Annotated in this window: 17 protein-coding genes; 4 read left to right on the top strand and 13 right to left on the bottom strand. The window is 58.4% G+C overall.

The window, feature by feature from the left end:
• Positions 1–111 precede the first annotated feature (111 nt).
• From HB376_RS25840 to HB376_RS25825, 4 genes are all read right to left on the bottom strand, one after another.
• A complete protein-coding gene (locus tag HB376_RS25840) occupies positions 112–576 on the bottom strand; it encodes a hypothetical protein (RefSeq protein WP_213766570.1) in 465 nt (154 codons plus the stop codon).
• Positions 576–971, bottom strand: coding sequence for a hypothetical protein (locus HB376_RS25835; RefSeq protein ID WP_213766569.1), 396 nt, complete (start codon positions 969–971; stop codon positions 576–578). The genes HB376_RS25840 and HB376_RS25835 overlap by 1 nt, the downstream gene beginning before the upstream one ends.
• A gap of 107 nt (positions 972–1,078) precedes the next feature.
• Positions 1,079–1,540, bottom strand: coding sequence for a hypothetical protein (locus tag HB376_RS25830; protein ID WP_213766568.1), 462 nt, complete (start codon positions 1,538–1,540; stop codon positions 1,079–1,081).
• A gap of 89 nt (positions 1,541–1,629) precedes the next feature.
• A complete protein-coding gene (locus tag HB376_RS25825; RefSeq protein WP_213766567.1) occupies positions 1,630–1,767 on the bottom strand; it encodes a hypothetical protein in 138 nt (45 codons plus the stop codon).
• Between the two features lie 242 nt (positions 1,768–2,009).
• Here HB376_RS25825 and HB376_RS25820 point away from each other — a divergent pair, with 242 nt between their 5' ends.
• On the top strand, positions 2,010–3,095 hold the full coding sequence (locus HB376_RS25820) for an IS630 family transposase (protein WP_213766566.1): 1,086 nt from the start codon (positions 2,010–2,012) through the stop codon (positions 3,093–3,095).
• Positions 3,096–3,322: 227 nt separating this feature from the next.
• Positions 3,323–3,652 carry a hypothetical protein gene (locus HB376_RS25815; protein WP_213766565.1) on the top strand — a complete coding sequence of 110 codons (330 nt, stop codon included), beginning with the start codon at positions 3,323–3,325 and terminating at the stop codon, positions 3,650–3,652.
• 776 nt (positions 3,653–4,428) lie between these two features.
• On the opposite strand, the gene HB376_RS25810 is transcribed toward HB376_RS25815, so the two are convergent.
• Together HB376_RS25810 and argC are read right to left on the bottom strand one after the other, a co-directional pair.
• The gene (locus HB376_RS25810) at positions 4,429–4,944 is read right to left on the bottom strand and encodes a GNAT family N-acetyltransferase (RefSeq protein WP_213766564.1); all 516 of its coding nucleotides are present in this window, start codon (positions 4,942–4,944) and stop codon (positions 4,429–4,431) included.
• Between the two features lie 28 nt (positions 4,945–4,972).
• On the bottom strand, positions 4,973–5,899 hold the full coding sequence (gene argC, locus HB376_RS25805; RefSeq protein WP_213766563.1) for an N-acetyl-gamma-glutamyl-phosphate reductase: 927 nt from the start codon (positions 5,897–5,899) through the stop codon (positions 4,973–4,975).
• A gap of 128 nt (positions 5,900–6,027) precedes the next feature.
• On the opposite strand from argC, the gene HB376_RS25800 reads away from it, so the two are divergent.
• Complete coding sequence (locus HB376_RS25800) at positions 6,028–6,912, top strand: LysR family transcriptional regulator (RefSeq protein ID WP_213766562.1); 885 nt, start codon at positions 6,028–6,030, stop codon at positions 6,910–6,912.
• A gap of 350 nt (positions 6,913–7,262) precedes the next feature.
• Here the strand turns inward: HB376_RS25800 and HB376_RS25795 are convergent, their stop codons facing one another.
• On the bottom strand, positions 7,263–8,381 hold the full coding sequence (locus HB376_RS25795) for an FUSC family protein (protein WP_213766561.1): 1,119 nt from the start codon (positions 8,379–8,381) through the stop codon (positions 7,263–7,265).
• A 492-nt stretch (positions 8,382–8,873) separates the two neighbouring features.
• On the opposite strand from HB376_RS25795, the gene HB376_RS25790 reads away from it, so the two are divergent.
• The gene (locus HB376_RS25790; protein ID WP_213766560.1) at positions 8,874–9,500 is read left to right on the top strand and encodes a hypothetical protein; all 627 of its coding nucleotides are present in this window, start codon (positions 8,874–8,876) and stop codon (positions 9,498–9,500) included.
• A 97-nt stretch (positions 9,501–9,597) separates the two neighbouring features.
• Here the strand turns inward: HB376_RS25790 and HB376_RS25785 are convergent, their stop codons facing one another.
• The 6 genes from HB376_RS25785 to HB376_RS25760 all read right to left on the bottom strand — a co-directional run bounded on the left by HB376_RS25785 (position 9,598) and on the right by HB376_RS25760 (position 14,472).
• Positions 9,598–10,689: a hypothetical protein gene (locus HB376_RS25785; RefSeq protein WP_213766559.1), complete on the bottom strand. Its 1,092-nt coding sequence runs from the start codon at positions 10,687–10,689 to the stop codon at positions 9,598–9,600.
• Between the two features lie 105 nt (positions 10,690–10,794).
• On the bottom strand, positions 10,795–11,631 hold the full coding sequence (locus tag HB376_RS25780) for a PRTRC system ThiF family protein (RefSeq protein WP_213766558.1): 837 nt from the start codon (positions 11,629–11,631) through the stop codon (positions 10,795–10,797).
• Positions 11,628–12,269: a PRTRC system protein A gene (locus HB376_RS25775; RefSeq protein WP_213766557.1), complete on the bottom strand. Its 642-nt coding sequence runs from the start codon at positions 12,267–12,269 to the stop codon at positions 11,628–11,630. The genes HB376_RS25780 and HB376_RS25775 overlap by 4 nt, the downstream gene beginning before the upstream one ends.
• A gap of 1 nt (position 12,270) precedes the next feature.
• Positions 12,271–12,999, bottom strand: coding sequence for a PRTRC system protein B (locus HB376_RS25770; RefSeq protein ID WP_213766556.1), 729 nt, complete (start codon positions 12,997–12,999; stop codon positions 12,271–12,273).
• Positions 13,000–13,008: 9 nt separating this feature from the next.
• Complete coding sequence (locus HB376_RS25765) at positions 13,009–14,154, bottom strand: PRTRC system protein F (protein ID WP_213766555.1); 1,146 nt, start codon at positions 14,152–14,154, stop codon at positions 13,009–13,011.
• Between the two features lie 99 nt (positions 14,155–14,253).
• Positions 14,254–14,472 (bottom strand): PRTRC system protein C, encoded by a 219-nt coding sequence (locus HB376_RS25760; protein WP_213766554.1) that lies wholly within the window; start codon positions 14,470–14,472, stop codon positions 14,254–14,256.

Raw genomic sequence — 14,472 nt, 5'->3', positions numbered from 1 at the left:
TCAATTCCAGTCGCGTTCGCGATCGGCCTTTTGTCCGTTGTGGCTAGTCCAAAGGAAGAACGCCGCGATGGACACGCCCAACACCAAAGTAAAAATCGTCGCACCCATGGCCTAATCTCCTTTCATTGCTTCAAAACCCGCATACCACAATAGTACTCCAAGCCCAGCTAGGCTTGCAGTCCCGATTATCGTTTGCAGATCCCATGACGCCGCGGAGTGCGAATAGCCCACCGCACCGCCGATCGACGCTGCTGCAAGCGTATGCAAAAACCGCCCATTTTGCTGCCGCTGATCCTTCGTCGGGAACGTGATCGCGTGCAACAACCGGCGCATGCCGGACCCAGATTTCTCCGGGATAGTTGCGACGGCCGTGCCGGTTTCAGAAACGATTGCGGACAGCACATGTCCGTTGTGCTCAACGCTTACGATCGGAAAAACTTCGGTGTCTCGCATTTTCGCCATCAATCCGATCAGACGGGGAGGTAGATGGACTTCCCCCGTACCGACCTCAAGCGACGCGCGCTCGAGTAACGTCAACCCGCACGAGTACTCGACCTTGACCCTGACGAGCTTCATCAGCGGCCTCCGTTGTCAGGAGCGATGCCGCCGGCGAGCCGCAGACCGTCGAGAAACGCTCGATAGCCATATGCCGATTCAATTTGCTCAAACGCCACGTAGTTATCGCCTCCACCCGATAAATCCGAGCGGCCGCGACGCGTACGAAAACTCAGCGCTACACCCTGGCGACAGGGTTTGTCGATGACGTCCACGAAAAGGCTGTCGGTTCTCAGCCTGACGCGGCTCGAAGCGTTGCGTCTTGCCGGTTCCACCAAAATCTCATGGTCGCGTTTGTTCAGGCGCAGGTCGTGTGCGACCCGCCGGAGCATGCGGCTTGCATGCTTGTGGAGCACCGCATTCGTACCGGCAGAAGCGCTGGTACGGTCGGCGTAAAAGACCTTCGGGATTTTCATGCGATACCTCGTGAAGACGAGGCAGGTCCCTTGCGGGAACTGCCCCGCAAGGGAAGAAAATGAAACGACGCCCGAGGACGTCGCTGTGGATCAGTACAAAAACCGGATTAATGCGTGATGCGATAACCCGAATTGCTGTTGACGAGATACACGCGCTCGCCGGGGGCGAACTGCTGGTCATCGACCTGGCTCACGACAATGATTTGGCCACTGTCTTTGCGCAGGAAGACTTCAATCCCCGAATGGCGGGACATGTAGGAGCCGACGCGTTGTGCAACGACGCCGGTCACCGTGCCGGATAGAGCGCCGGCGACATAGCGACCGGTACCGTTGCCAATGGTTTGTGAGCCGAGAAACGCGCCGACAGCGGCGGAGAGTAGCGACGTGACACCCGACGAATCGGAATTGCTCTCGATCGTGATTGCGCGCACGCGAACGATGGTTGCTTGCTCCATCTGGCCAACGCGTTGAACGTCATAGCGCTGGTAGACATTCGGCGAACCGAAGTCAGCCGAAGCGCATCCGGTCAGGATCGAGAGAAGAAGAATGCTGAAGAGAACCTTGAACATGATTGCCTCGAATAGAAAAGGGCAATCAGTCCGTAGGGGCTGGTTGCCCCAAAGGGATTAAATCGAACCACGGCGAGAAAATGCAGTGATCAGCTTGCGTTGAGCACTGCGAGGCTTACGACAGCGGCGATGAAACTGCCGCCGCCGAGCAAGATTGTGTATGCCTCGGCATCCTGCTCGATGTACCAGAGCAAGCTGTTGTAGGCATGTTTCAAAGTGACAAGCATGACGACTCCGATAGAAACGGGAGTCGTCCCGAGTGGGAAAACTCCCACGGGGATGGAAAAGAGACGGGCAAACGAATTTGCCCGTCTTAAAAGACTGTCCGGGGAACAGCCTGAGAGAGAAAAATCAAGCGTCCAGCATGCTGGAACTGCCTGGATCGATGCGCTAGTGTGGTGCTGCTGAATTAACGGAACCATTAGGTTTTGCCGTTGTCATGCTCTTTGTACCGACGATGGAGCGAGTCATGAAGACGGCGAGACCGATTGAATTGAGCAGCAAACAACGTATCGAGCTTGAGAGGATGGTGAGATCGCAAACCCTCGAGGTAAGAGCAGTGCGACGAGCGCAGATCGTGCTGTTGGCGGCCGATGGTATGGGCAATCGGGAGATCGCCGCCGCGTTGGGGATCGGGCGGGTCCAGGTGGGTCGCTGGCGCGAACGCTTTGTTCAGGGCGGCGTCGTGGCGATAGAAGATGATCTGCCGCGCAGTGGGCGCAAACCACGCGTCGATAGAGCTGAGATCGTGCGCCTGACGACGCAGACCACGCCCGAAGCTGCGACACACTGGAGCACGCGCACGCTCGCCAGGAAGGCCGGCGTCAGCGACACCACGGTGCTGCGAATCTGGCAGGCCAACGGCCTCAAACCTCACCTGGTCGACAGCTTCAAAATCTCGCGGGATCCGTTGTTCGCCGAGAAGCTCGAGGACATCGTGGGCCTGTACATGTCCCCGCCCGAGCATGCTTTGGTGCTGTGCTGCGACGAGAAGAGCCAGGTGCAGGCGCTCGACCGTACTCAGCCCGGACTGCCCTTGAAGAGAGGCCGTGCGGCCACCCAGACTCATGACTACAAGCGTCACGGCACCACGACCCTGTTCGCGGCGCTCAATACCCTCGATGGTTCTGTCATCGCCCGCTGTGATCAGCACCATCGTCACAGCGAATGGCTCGACTTCTTGCGCCAAATCGAGCGTGAGACTCCCAAGGGAAAAGAGCTGCATTTGATCTGCGATAACTATGCCACCCACAAGCACCCGAAGGTCAAGGAGTGGCTCGCGAAACATCCTCGCATCACCGTGCATTTCACGCCGACCTCCGCATCGTGGCTAAACATGGTGGAGCGCTTCTTTCGCGATATCACCACCGAACGTTTGCGCCGTGGCGTGTTTCGCTGCCTTCCCGATCTCGTCCTCGCTATCAAGGAGTACATTGCCGTGCATAACAAGGATCCCAAACCATTCGTGTGGACTGCCAAGGCCAACGATATCTTGCAGAAAGTCATTCGCGCCAACCGTCGCCTTGGTTCCAAGAAAAACGAAGCACTACACTAGAAGCGCGGGGAATGAGGAGAGTCTACGGGGCAGAAGGCGCACTGCTCGCCGGAAAGATCAGAAATTCGCTATGGCTTTTGCGCGCGGGCGCTGATGGCCACCTGCCGCGCACTGCACGGCTCCTGATGTCCACCCTTTCCCCGACAGAGCCGGACCATATCTGCGCCGTTCATGGATGACTTTTATACTGCGGTCACAAACAGTATAAAAGCGACGGAATTATCAAGATGACGGATAACGAAGTGGAAGCGCTGGAGTTGGGCCAAGCAGCCCTCATCGCTGACGTAAAACGCGTGGCGCGAGTAATTGTCGAGCGATATCGGGCGGCAGACGCCGATCTAACGTGGCATCTGCTACGCGACATCGAAGAAGAAACGCTTTGTGATTTGAGCTTGCTCGCCCGCTGGCCCTTGGAATCGTTGCTCGGCCTCATGAGCCGCAGCAACATCCCTCCCAACGAGGGCGCAGTGTCGGTCGAAGCCGCGACAGGCTTAAGTGGCCTGCCCTCGTTCATCTACAGCATGTTCCAGCAAGCGCGGGTTGAACTGGTTTTCTAAAGACTAAAAAAAACGCCGATGTTGCCAACGGCGTTAAGGGTCCGACTCCGGGGGGAAGAGCCAAACCTGAGAGAGTAAGTAGAGTATAGCCGCGTCTTTCAGACCTTCCAGAACCCGCCGGTTCCGATACGCATCAGCCGAATGGTCGGATCGGCACGGTGTTCTTTCCGCCTTTATCCACCACATATTTGAAGAACGGCGCGCCGGAACACCGCGCATACGCTGGGTGCAGGCTTGACTTCGCGTAGAGCCTGCGAAGATGAATCGTCATCTTCCTTGTCCAGCAAAATGCTCCAGCCCATCGATGTATCTCGCTTGTTTAACCGCTCCACTCCCGTCGGTGCGTCAGTCAGGACCGTCGCGCGGTCTCCAGACGTCGACGCGTTGCTTGCCTCGCATGCCGCAGTTGCGATTGGCGTGAGCGGCGGCAAGGATATGGCAATCTAAAAGTGTTTGCCACAGCTCAACTTGAATTGCCCGGCCGTTTTCCCGCTATTGACACATAACCGTGCGTATGAACGTGACTGGGCTATTACTGCTCATAGCGCTTCAACTGCCACCGTCCGCCGGAAGTCTGCCAACACCTGGCAAAGGACATGTTGATGACTGGTTTGCATTGGAAGCAGCCATGAGCCTCGTGGGTACGTCAAGGGCTGCTCAGGGTCGGCAAAGGAAGCACGCAAATTGACGCGATCAGTGGCGAGCAGCGCATGCGACGAACTCCCGCGGTCGGCCAATAACGGACCGTTACGAAATGCACCCAAACCGCCGACAATCTATACGTCAATAACGTATCGACGGTCGATCACTGGTGTAGCGTCGATGTAACCGGCTTCAATCCCTGCAAATCGCCAACCATTCCGCTCGTAGAAGGCGATCGCAGGAGCGTTTGCGTCGAGTACGTAAAGATGCATCAGATTCTGATTTTGTTCCTTCGTCCACTCGCGTGCCGCGTCAATCATGAGCTGTCCTGCTCCGCGTCCTTGATGGATGGCGAGCACATGTAGGCAGTCAAGTAATGTTCCGTGGGGCGAGCCTTCAACCTTCTCGACACTGACGAAGCCAATTGCTGTTCCATTAAGCTCCGCCAACATGACGAGGCCTCGCGCTACTGCTGGCTGCAGCATATAGTTCTCCCAATGCGAGGCATGCTCGGCCGGGACGTTTTCACGTAGGTACGCAGCAGGGAGGATTTCACGGTAGGCCGCCTGCCAACTTTGGGTGTGCAGCCTTGCGATGCACCGTGCATCATCACGCAACGCCACGCGTAGTAGGATCTTAGAATCCGCCATGTCTGTCACCGAAAGCCATCGGACATTATTATCGCGCAAGCATCAGGTTCAGGTTCTGAACCGCTGCGCCGGCTGCGCCCTTGCCGAGATTATCGAAAACTGCGGATAGCAAGACGTGCCCGTGTTCCATGTTAGGAAATACGCTCAAGCGCATATTGTCCGTACCGTTCAGTACCTGTGGATCCAAATGCTTTAAAACGCACGATTCATGCAGCGGCAAGACGTGGACGCGGGCCGCCTCGGCATAGTGGCGGCCGAGGCACGCGTGTAACGTGACGCCGTCTACGCCGCGTGTCAGCAGCCGCAGATCCAAGGGCACCGTCAACACGATGCCCTGACGGAACGCACCATAAGTAGGGACGAAGATCGGACGCTGCGCGAGTCCGGCGTGCTGCTGGATCTCCGGGGTGTGCTTGTGCGCGAGTTCGAGTCCATATACCTGGTACGACGATGCGTTGGCAGCACCCGGCCCCTCGTGTTCTTCCACGCCGGCACGCCCGCGTCCCGAGTAACCAGACACCGCGTAAATGCTGATCGAGTGGTTCTCTGGAATAAGGCCGGCCTGTAGCAGCGGACGCAGCAGGCCGATTGCACCAGTTGGATAGCAACCTGGGTTGGTGACCCGACGCGCGGTCGCAATGCGCTCAGCCTGTCCCGGAGTCATTTCAGGAAAGCCGTATGTCCAGTCCGGCTGGGTGCGGTGGGCGGAACTGGCGTCGATTACTCTGACGGCAGGATTAGCAATGGCATCCACAGCCTCGCGCGCGGCGGCATCAGGCAGGCAGAGGATGGCGATGTCGCAGGCGTTGATCGCTTCGGCGCGACGCTTGGAATCCTTGCGCTCCGCCGCGGGAAGCGTGACGAGTCTCAGGTCGGTCCGGCCGCGAAGCCGTTCGTGAATTTGCAACCCGGTGGTGCCTTGGTCGCCGTCAATGAAAACAATGGGAGAGTTCATGCGCGGGATACTCCGGTAACTGAATGACAACAGGTAGAACGAGCGTGCTATGTTCCGCGCCCCGCTAGAATAGCGAAAGTTGAATTTCATAACTTGAACATTCAGTTTTTCTGATTCTGGGGCCCGACATGCGAGAGATCAGCCTGGACCGTTTGCGCACTCTGGTCGCTATTGCCGACCGTGGCTCATTCGCCGACGCGGCGCGTGCGTTGCATCTGGCGCCCCCAACGGTCAGCCTCCACATCGCCGAACTGGAAGAGCGTATCGGGGCTCCGCTCCTGTCGCGCAAGCGCGGCCATGTTCGGCCGTCGGCAACAGGCGAGTTATTGGTCGAGCGCGCGCGTCGCCTGCTGGCCGACGCGGAACAGGCGTTAGACGATGTTCACCGCCAGGTGCAAGGGCTTGTCGGACGCGTTCGGCTCGGTGCGTCGACCGGCGCGATTGCGCACCTGTTGCCTCAGGCGCTCGAAGTGCTGCGTGAGCACCATCCCGCCATCGATATTCAAATCGCGGTTCTAACCTCGCATGAAACGCTAACCCGATTGGCGGATGGAACGTTGGATGTTGGGCTGGTCGCATTGCCTCAGCCTCCGGCGGCGGGACTCGTGATAAAGCCTTGGCGCCGCGATCCCGTGATGGCTTTTATGCCGGCGCATTGGCCCTGTCCGGCTCGCATTACGCCTGAATGGCTCGCCGCTCGCCCTCTCATTCTTAATGATGCGACCACGCGTCTCGCACGTCTGACCGCGGAGTGGTTTGCAACCGGGGGGCATCATCCTGCGCCGCGCATTCAGCTCAATTACAACGATGCGATCAAGAGTCTGGTAGCGGCAGGTTATGGCGCGGCGCTGTTACCTCACGAGGCCACGACGCCGTTACCCGACAGCCGCATTGGCATGCGTCCGCTGCGTCCTGCGTTGTGGCGTCGGCTCGGCATTGCGCATCGCACGGGGCACGTCGATCGGTCCACGCAACATGTACTCGATGCATTGTGGGATCTGCGATTGGCGTAGGAGTGTTACCTTTCTCGCGATGGGACCGATAACCACTGCACTGCACGACGATCGAATGGCCGGTTTGTAGAAATCTGACAGACGCGAATTGGGTCGCGTGCCAACGATCTCTAGCAGACGGCGATCGGCCAGGAACCGACACCCGCGGGATCGCGTTGGATGACAAAAGGTCAGGCCATTGCAGACGTTCGTCGAGACTGTCGAGATCGATGCCAGGCGATCGTGTAGTGGTCGCAGCAATGAGGCCATGACCTTTCCGGCAGCGTTTGCGTTCGGTGACCCCCAGCACGGGCTGGCAGTATGTATCGTTGGCGCCGTCGCGTTCAGATAGATTCGGGCCTGGTCGCGGCCTATTCGCCGGGACCCGAAGATCGGAGCGGAAAAATGGTCATGGCGGCAACCAGGCCGAGTGACCCGCCGAGAAGCGTTTCCCAGGCGCGTGCTGCGAGCAGGGGGACTGAGTGCACACCACTTGCCGCAAGTGTCACGATCAACGTGAAAGCGAACGCCGCGCAGGCGATGTCGTAACGCTCTGGCAAGGCCATTGCATATATGACCATCGCGAGTGCGGCTGCAGTCCAGATCAGCAGCGGCGCATGCTCTGCAACCGGCAGGCAGGCAAGACCGATCGGAACGCCAATCAGCGTACCGAGAATCCGGCGACGCACACGATGTATCGTGCCGGTCGCCGAACCTGCGACGACGTAGGTACATGCGGTGATTGCCCAGGCAGACTCCTCAAGACCAATCAAGCCGTTCAGGGCGACGATGACCAAAGCGCCGATGGCCGCCTGCAGTCCCATGAAGAACTCCGGCGAGCACCTCCCAGGAGCGGGTGCTGGTCCGGCAGCGAGCGCCGCTGTCGCGACAGGCCGCTCTGCGGGGCCGCTTAGCACGCGTGGCACCACCGACGCCAGGGCGGCGATGAACGCCGCAATCCCAATAGCCCACAGATCATTAATCGTCAGACGCGCGCCGTATGCGAGCAATTCTCCAATATAGATTTGCGATCCGACTCCGGCGCCCAGGATGCCGAATCGTTTGAGATATCCGACCAGAAACGCGCCGGTCAGGAGAATCAGTTCCGGTCCCGCCCGACCCGCAACTTGCAACGGCTGGGAAAAAACCACGAACAGGCCAGCGCCTGACGCGGCGGCAAAACTCAGCAGCACGAGATCACGGCTCGACTCAGCGCGCGTCGTTTTTCCCTCCGACACGCTCGCCCAGAGTGCGAAGCTTCCAGCAAGATAACCCAGCGAGATGCTGCTGGGTACGCTGTGGGCAATATCCTGCAACGTCCCGAGTGCAGCCGCGATGCCGTACGCCGTCACGAGCCGCAACCCCTTGATTCGACGGTGCGTGCCGGGGTCGACCCGGTCCAGCCAACGGCCAACCGCCGCTACTGGCCTCAGGATGCCTCGGCGCAATTTCCCACCACGATCCAGGGAGCCTTGCGGGTTGTCATTCATGGGCTTCTCCATGATCGTTTCCAGGGCACACGCGAGCGGCAACGCAAATGTGATTCTGTTAGGAAGCGGACGAAATGGGAAGTATCAAACGGGATGGTAAACCGATGGTGTCGAGACTACGGGTGCCGACACTGGCGTGCGGAAAATTCAGCATGGACGGCGTCGCCGGATTTTGATCGTCACTGGTATTACGACGTGTTTCTGATTTTTCGCGCTCCAGTTGCGAACGTCACTTGTCAGCCTCGAACCGATCGAAATCGAAAGCGGAGGGATTGGCTGTTGAGGATCGGTTCGAGCCGGTCACGGCACATTGCACCATCGAATGGTGAGGGAACACTCCCCAAAGCTGGCAGCGGAAAACTCGAAAAATTGCAAGGCAAGACACATTTAAAGTGTTACCTGCATGAATCCGTCGATGCAACAAGGCCTGTAACACTTTCACGGTTTGTCGAAGATGTGACTTGACGGCAGGAGAGTGCCGCTCGCAGCAAAATGCCCGTCGCAGCGCCGCTCGCCGCCCTCACGCGCAAGGGTAAGACGGGCGTGGCATGGAACGCGATTATTGATTGGCCCATCGAAGACGTATTTGCAGAAATCGCCGCAGCCGGCCTTGAACCGCACGAGGCGTACACACGCTACGGAGCAACGCGCGTTTCCTGCTGTTTCTGCATCATGAGTTCCCTGGACGATCTGAGAGCCGCCGCCGGGTGCGCAGACAACCACGACGTGTACCGAGCTATGGTCGAGCTCGAGGCACAGTCAACGTTCGCGTTTCAAGGAAACCGGTGGCTCGCCGATGTCGCTCCGCATCTGCTGTCCGACACGCTGCAAACGGCCGTCGAACAAGCCAAACTTACCGCCGCTCAACGGCAGGCTATCGAAGCCACGATCCCCGCGCACCTGCTGTTCACGGCCGGCTGGCCAACTTGCCGACCGAGCCGGGACGAAGCAACGTTACTCGCAGGCGTGCGTTCGCGGATTTCAAATCTGATCGGCCTGGATGCGCGGCATACCGATGCAGACACCATCCTTGATCGATACGATGCGCTTCTCGCGGACCGTGCCATCCCGCAGCCGCCGTTCAATCGGTCTCATGAGCAGGCTGCCTTCGCCTTCTGAGGTCGTACCCGGCGGACATGCTGTCCACCAGTCGAACACGAAAAAAAAGCCACCCGGTCAGGGGTGGCGTTGCTCTAAAGCGGATGGTGCTGCACGGCTAGGGAAGAACGAGCGCCAACTGCTGGCTGCCCATTGAAGCGTCGGTTTCGTCGGCGCCGGGCGAAACTTCGGATGTCTGCGGCACCTCCCACTTGACCTGTTCGCGAGCCAAGCGGCCCAAACTGTAAAGATTTGATCGTGGGTTTTCTCCGGTGATCGCACTGAACTCGAAAGAGAAGGTGGCGGGTGCGTCTTCGCCCTCGCTGACAAGACCCAGTCCTTGAGCGATCTCGTCTGCCGTGCTCAACCGCCACTTGTCGACACCCTCCGGCGCGCGCGAAACGGTCAGCTTCGTATCAGGCGGTACCGGAGATGCCTTGCGAAGCGTGTCCCGATATTCAGGGATGGCTCGCTTGGCAAAGCCGGGATGGACCATCTCAAGCCTGTACGCGACCTCTGTTATGAAAGATCCGACAGCGCTGTACTGCCAACCGGCGTGATGCCACGGTTGCCCGTCAAATGACACTAAACGACTGTCACCGTCGATCGCATGGCAACGGAGATCAGGCATCTGGTCCATGACTTTCGCGGCAGGCAACAAACGAGGCACCGATGCGCTGATCGACACCGGACCACAATCGTCCACCGAAAGCACCCGCCACAAGCTAAACGGTCCCTCCTCGCCGTACAGCGCGATGAGCAGATCGATGTCCGCAAACAACGAAACGGACAAGCCTCCGGCAACCAGTGCATCGAAACGGCTATGCTGGCCCGCGTTGGCAAGACACAGCCGGACGTCATCGAGTGCCTTCTTAGGAATGGGAGCACCAAACGTCTCGCCCACCCGCAGATCGATTTCGCGATCATTCAGCACCATGGGCCTCGCCAGTTCCTGCCGCCAGGCCTCGATATAGTGTTCAGATCGAATCCCACCCGACCTGGACTGCAGCATGCCGCCTTCGCAGGATCTGGCGTGCCGAAAAACCCGTCGCATCACGCTCGCATAATTGCCGATCGTAATCCCAGACCAGTGGTCTCGATGCGGATAGCAGTTCTTATCGTACGTCCTCTCGAACAACGCGAAGATCCACTCGCCATTACCTCGTTGAAACGCGCCAGCCCGCTTACCCGTCAAAACAGTTGCACCCATTTTTTGCTCCCAAAAAAGTTGCGGCACAGCCCCTCACGGGCTGCGTACCCGCGAGATTAAAAAAGCCGGCCCCTTTCGGGAGCCGGCTTCGGACTGCACATCTACTTAAGCAGCGGCCTTCGTCTTGCGACTTTTGCGCGCTTTTTTCTCGGGAAGCTTTGGCGCTTCATAGCCAAAACGCGCCCAAGTAACAGGGTCACAGGGAATGGGATTCGTGCGCCCCGTCGCGAGGTTCACGAACACGCCTGAGAACGGCACGTGGCCCGTCCTGAACATCGTCCAGAGCATGTTGAACGCCTGGACTGCGATCGCCTGATTGATGACCAACGATTGCTTGCGCAGCGCGTCGGCCATCGAGCAGGACGGCGTTTCATCCTTCGCATCGAGAGAGGGGTCAACCAGATCCGGAAACAGATCTCCGACATGCGGCAGCCGGCCCAGACATTTCTTGGCGGCCACCGAGTTCATCAACTGACCAAGCACAACTTGTCCCTTGTCGGTGTCGTTGCCGCAATCAAGGTAATACCCGTTACCGCTCATCGTGGCGGCCTTGACGATCGTTTGTCGGGCCGCTCGCGTGTCGACGCAACCGATAATCAGGTCGATGTCTCGACAGTTCACGTTGGTGGTAAAGCGCGAAGTCTCCGCCCGCCAGTTCGTGCCCATGAGCATGTTCAAGCGGTTGACAATAAGCGATGCCTTGTATTCGCCGACATCGTTCGGGTAAAACCCCTGACGCCCCACATTCGTGGGACTCACGGTATCGTCATCAAACACGGTACAGTTGATGCCCCCGGGATGACCGAGCTCGAGCATGGCGTGGTGCAGCCGCGCGAGACTGGGCAGAACTGCACTGCCCGTCCCGCCCGTACCGACCACAACAACTTCCCATGCGCCTTGCACCATGCAAGTCGGCAGCGCATGTCGGATTGCTCCGCTCATACCGCCTCCTTGACCATGCTCAGCTCGTACCAGGCTGACGGCACGCGCTCAACATCTTCGAACACACCCTTCGCACACATCCGAAGCGCGAAACTTGGAACGGGCGACGAACAATTGCCGATGACAAGTGCGAATTTGATGTCGTGCTTGTCGTCTTCGTCGTCAGTTATCGAAAAATGCGCCTTGTGCCTGCCGTGGGAATGACAATCCACGACCAGCACTTCGTCCGGCTCCAATTCGGGCCGCTCATAGTTCAGCGAGCCCGCGGTGTGGGAAAGAATCTTCACCGCGACCAGACGAAACTGGCGTGTTGACTCGTTCCAGACGATCCACGCACCGGTTTCCATCGGATGCGCGGCGCGTGCCATCGAAGCAAACTCCGCAACCAATAAATCAGGCACACGCCCGCAGTGCAACGCCGTATGCTCCACCACTCGCCCGTAAGGAATAGCGGTCGGTACCGAGAAGTCAGCAATGCGCCGTACCAACGAAATCCAAGGTTGCTTGATTTCGAGGAACACGCCGTTCTGCGCGATCAACAACCGCTCGCCTATCGACTGCATTGGTGCCACCGGCTCACGGCGCGGCACCATGACAGTCGGAAACGAGCGCTGCAACACCATATCTGCTGCGTTCATATCAAGCTCCTTTAGTGCCGGCAATGAACTGCCCGAGCGTAAATTTCATGGGGACGAGCGTCTTTTTTGGAAACGTCGTGCGGTACTTACCGTCCAGCATCGCTTTCCAGAAGGCGAAAATGCCCTTCGGAAAGTTCACACGCTGGCCGCCAACGTTCGGATGAGTAAAGGCCGAATCGAAAAAGCCGCTCTCCCAGCCGGCAATCGATGCGACATCGATCCGCTTGGGCACATGAGCCGTGCCGATGCAGATCTTTCCGAGATCCCAGGTGTTGAAATACGGCGGCTCGAACAGCCTCGTGTCGGGTGTCGGCCGGTCGAGACCTTCCAGCGCGAATACGCGAAACCCGTTCGTTGCTGCCTGGAACACAAGACCCGGATGCGACGTAATTGCCGTTCGTTTGCCAAGTTCAGGGCAATCGAAAAACACACGCCTCGTCGCCGGTCTACACCACCAGGTAATCGAGTCTTGACCTACACCCAGCACGGAGTCCGGCAAAAATTCCGCCTTCGGAGCGTTGCTCTCGGACAGCTCGAGCAAGCATTTACGCAGCCCATCACGGTCAATCGGCCGACCGGCGCCGATCGCTGCACGCTTGGAGTCCCCGCGCGGGGAAACCGAATGCGCAGTGCCGTAGACCACTTTGCCGTCTCGGCCCGTGTATAGAAGGATCGCGCTCGTTGCCGCAATCTCCTCGCGACGGTCAGAGCTCACAATCAAGCCTTTCATGTCAAAACCTCATTTGTGATCGGTCAGCATCTCAAGGACGCGATCGAGTTGATTCAGAATGGAAAAACCGAGTGCCCAGTCCGCGTACTGCGCGCGGATGGCATCCGGTGTGGTGGCAAAGGGGATAAATCCAAGAAAGGTCGAGCCTTCGCTGCTGGATGCCATATGTTCATAATGGTCATCAAGCAACTCTGTGATCCGCGGGTTATCGTCAGCGACCAAAGTGCAGGTCGCATACGCTGCCTGCGGTTGATAGGTGGTATCAAACAAACAGCGATTTCCGGCCTTACGAAGCAATAGCGTCAGGACTTCGAGTTCCAAACAAAAACGTCGAATCCATCCGCCCTTTAATCGTTGAAGACGACGCAAGGCAGCAATGCCCAGCGCATGCGAGTGCCGGAACTTCCGTTGACGCGAATCCCAGCCGACGACGTCCATGTCGTCTGGGCAGAGTTCCGGCCGCACAACAGATGGCAGGTAGCGCTCCAGCTCGGAATCCTCTTCGCCGAAACACTCTCGTAGCGATTCAAGTGCGGCCTCGTCAGTCGCGTGCGTATCACCGTCCCAGTGCCAGGACGCAAATATGCCCAGGAACTCGTCCGGCGTACGGATCCAGACCGTACGGCCAGCCGCCCGATTGATCAGCGTGATTGCAGTTGAAACCAGACGCGGGTGAACCGCCCGTAGTTCGTCCGCTTTCGGGCCGATCTCATAGATGTTGTCCTCCCCCACCTCCATTCCCAGATACAACGGGGATGACGGATCGAAGCCGCTGGCATCGTATTGGTACTGGATCTGCTCCTGTACCGCTGCGACGTCGCACAGCACGAGGTTCAACGTCAGACGACGCCAGGCGTTGCACTGTCGCTCGGCCCACGCGAAGAACCCATTCGCGAGCGCGTGACCCGCCCCCGTGAAACCGGGCACGTCACGCGCACGAAGGACACCCGCATCAAATTGCGCGGTAACGAGAGATCCAATCTGTTCCTGCGCATTCCATCGCATCACTGCTCTGGTTTGCACATCGGTATCGATAGCTGGCAGCGTTAAAAAATCATTGGTAGATCGACGTTTGGCAAGCGCAATGCGTCGCTGTTGCCAACACTGTTCGCCGACAAGGACTTCTGAATCAGCCTGCCCAGGATCGAAGAGCATGTTTCCATCTCCTTGTCATGAAAAAAAACCGCCCTTCCGGGCGGTTCACCATTGCCTATGGCCTTTTCCGGATCGGACAAAGCCTTGAGTAGATCGCGCTTACGCATCGGAGCCCTTCGCTCCGGCCGCACGCACGAATTTGAAATGGGCAACCTCGCTCTTGTATTCCGGCCCGTCGATGGCCGCGGTCGTCAACTCCGGATACTGCGCGGAGTAGAGATCACGAACGTCGTCAGGCGAGAACGCAGCACCCGGATCGACAAACGTCATTCCGTTGTAGGTGAATTCGCGGATCAGCTTGGTAATGGAGATAGTCAT

The sequence above is a fragment of the Caballeronia sp. dw_19 genome, assembly GCF_018449515.1.
Taxonomy (GTDB): Bacteria; Pseudomonadota; Gammaproteobacteria; order Burkholderiales; family Burkholderiaceae; genus Caballeronia.
Note: the sequence above shows the minus strand (reverse complement) of the source record. Positions and strands in the feature narration are given on the sequence as shown.

Coding starts and splice junctions, on each gene's coding strand:
- HB376_RS25840 (WP_213766570.1), bottom strand. CDS start 576: ATGAAGCTCGTCAGGGTCAAGGTCGAGTACTCGTGCGGGTTGACGTTA.
- HB376_RS25835 (WP_213766569.1), bottom strand. CDS start 971: ATGAAAATCCCGAAGGTCTTTTACGCCGACCGTACCAGCGCTTCTGCC.
- HB376_RS25830 (WP_213766568.1), bottom strand. CDS start 1,540: ATGTTCAAGGTTCTCTTCAGCATTCTTCTTCTCTCGATCCTGACCGGA.
- HB376_RS25825 (WP_213766567.1), bottom strand. CDS start 1,767: ATGCTTGTCACTTTGAAACATGCCTACAACAGCTTGCTCTGGTACATC.
- HB376_RS25820 (WP_213766566.1), top strand. CDS start 2,010: ATGAAGACGGCGAGACCGATTGAATTGAGCAGCAAACAACGTATCGAG.
- HB376_RS25815 (WP_213766565.1), top strand. CDS start 3,323: ATGACGGATAACGAAGTGGAAGCGCTGGAGTTGGGCCAAGCAGCCCTC.
- HB376_RS25810 (WP_213766564.1), bottom strand. CDS start 4,944: ATGGCGGATTCTAAGATCCTACTACGCGTGGCGTTGCGTGATGATGCA.
- argC (WP_213766563.1), bottom strand. CDS start 5,899: ATGAACTCTCCCATTGTTTTCATTGACGGCGACCAAGGCACCACCGGG.
- HB376_RS25800 (WP_213766562.1), top strand. CDS start 6,028: ATGCGAGAGATCAGCCTGGACCGTTTGCGCACTCTGGTCGCTATTGCC.
- HB376_RS25795 (WP_213766561.1), bottom strand. CDS start 8,381: ATGAATGACAACCCGCAAGGCTCCCTGGATCGTGGTGGGAAATTGCGC.
- HB376_RS25790 (WP_213766560.1), top strand. CDS start 8,874: ATGCCCGTCGCAGCGCCGCTCGCCGCCCTCACGCGCAAGGGTAAGACG.
- HB376_RS25785 (WP_213766559.1), bottom strand. CDS start 10,689: ATGGGTGCAACTGTTTTGACGGGTAAGCGGGCTGGCGCGTTTCAACGA.
- HB376_RS25780 (WP_213766558.1), bottom strand. CDS start 11,631: ATGAGCGGAGCAATCCGACATGCGCTGCCGACTTGCATGGTGCAAGGC.
- HB376_RS25775 (WP_213766557.1), bottom strand. CDS start 12,269: ATGAACGCAGCAGATATGGTGTTGCAGCGCTCGTTTCCGACTGTCATG.
- HB376_RS25770 (WP_213766556.1), bottom strand. CDS start 12,999: ATGAAAGGCTTGATTGTGAGCTCTGACCGTCGCGAGGAGATTGCGGCA.
- HB376_RS25765 (WP_213766555.1), bottom strand. CDS start 14,154: ATGCTCTTCGATCCTGGGCAGGCTGATTCAGAAGTCCTTGTCGGCGAA.
- HB376_RS25760 (WP_213766554.1), bottom strand. CDS start 14,472: ATGACTATCTCCATTACCAAGCTGATCCGCGAATTCACCTACAACGGA.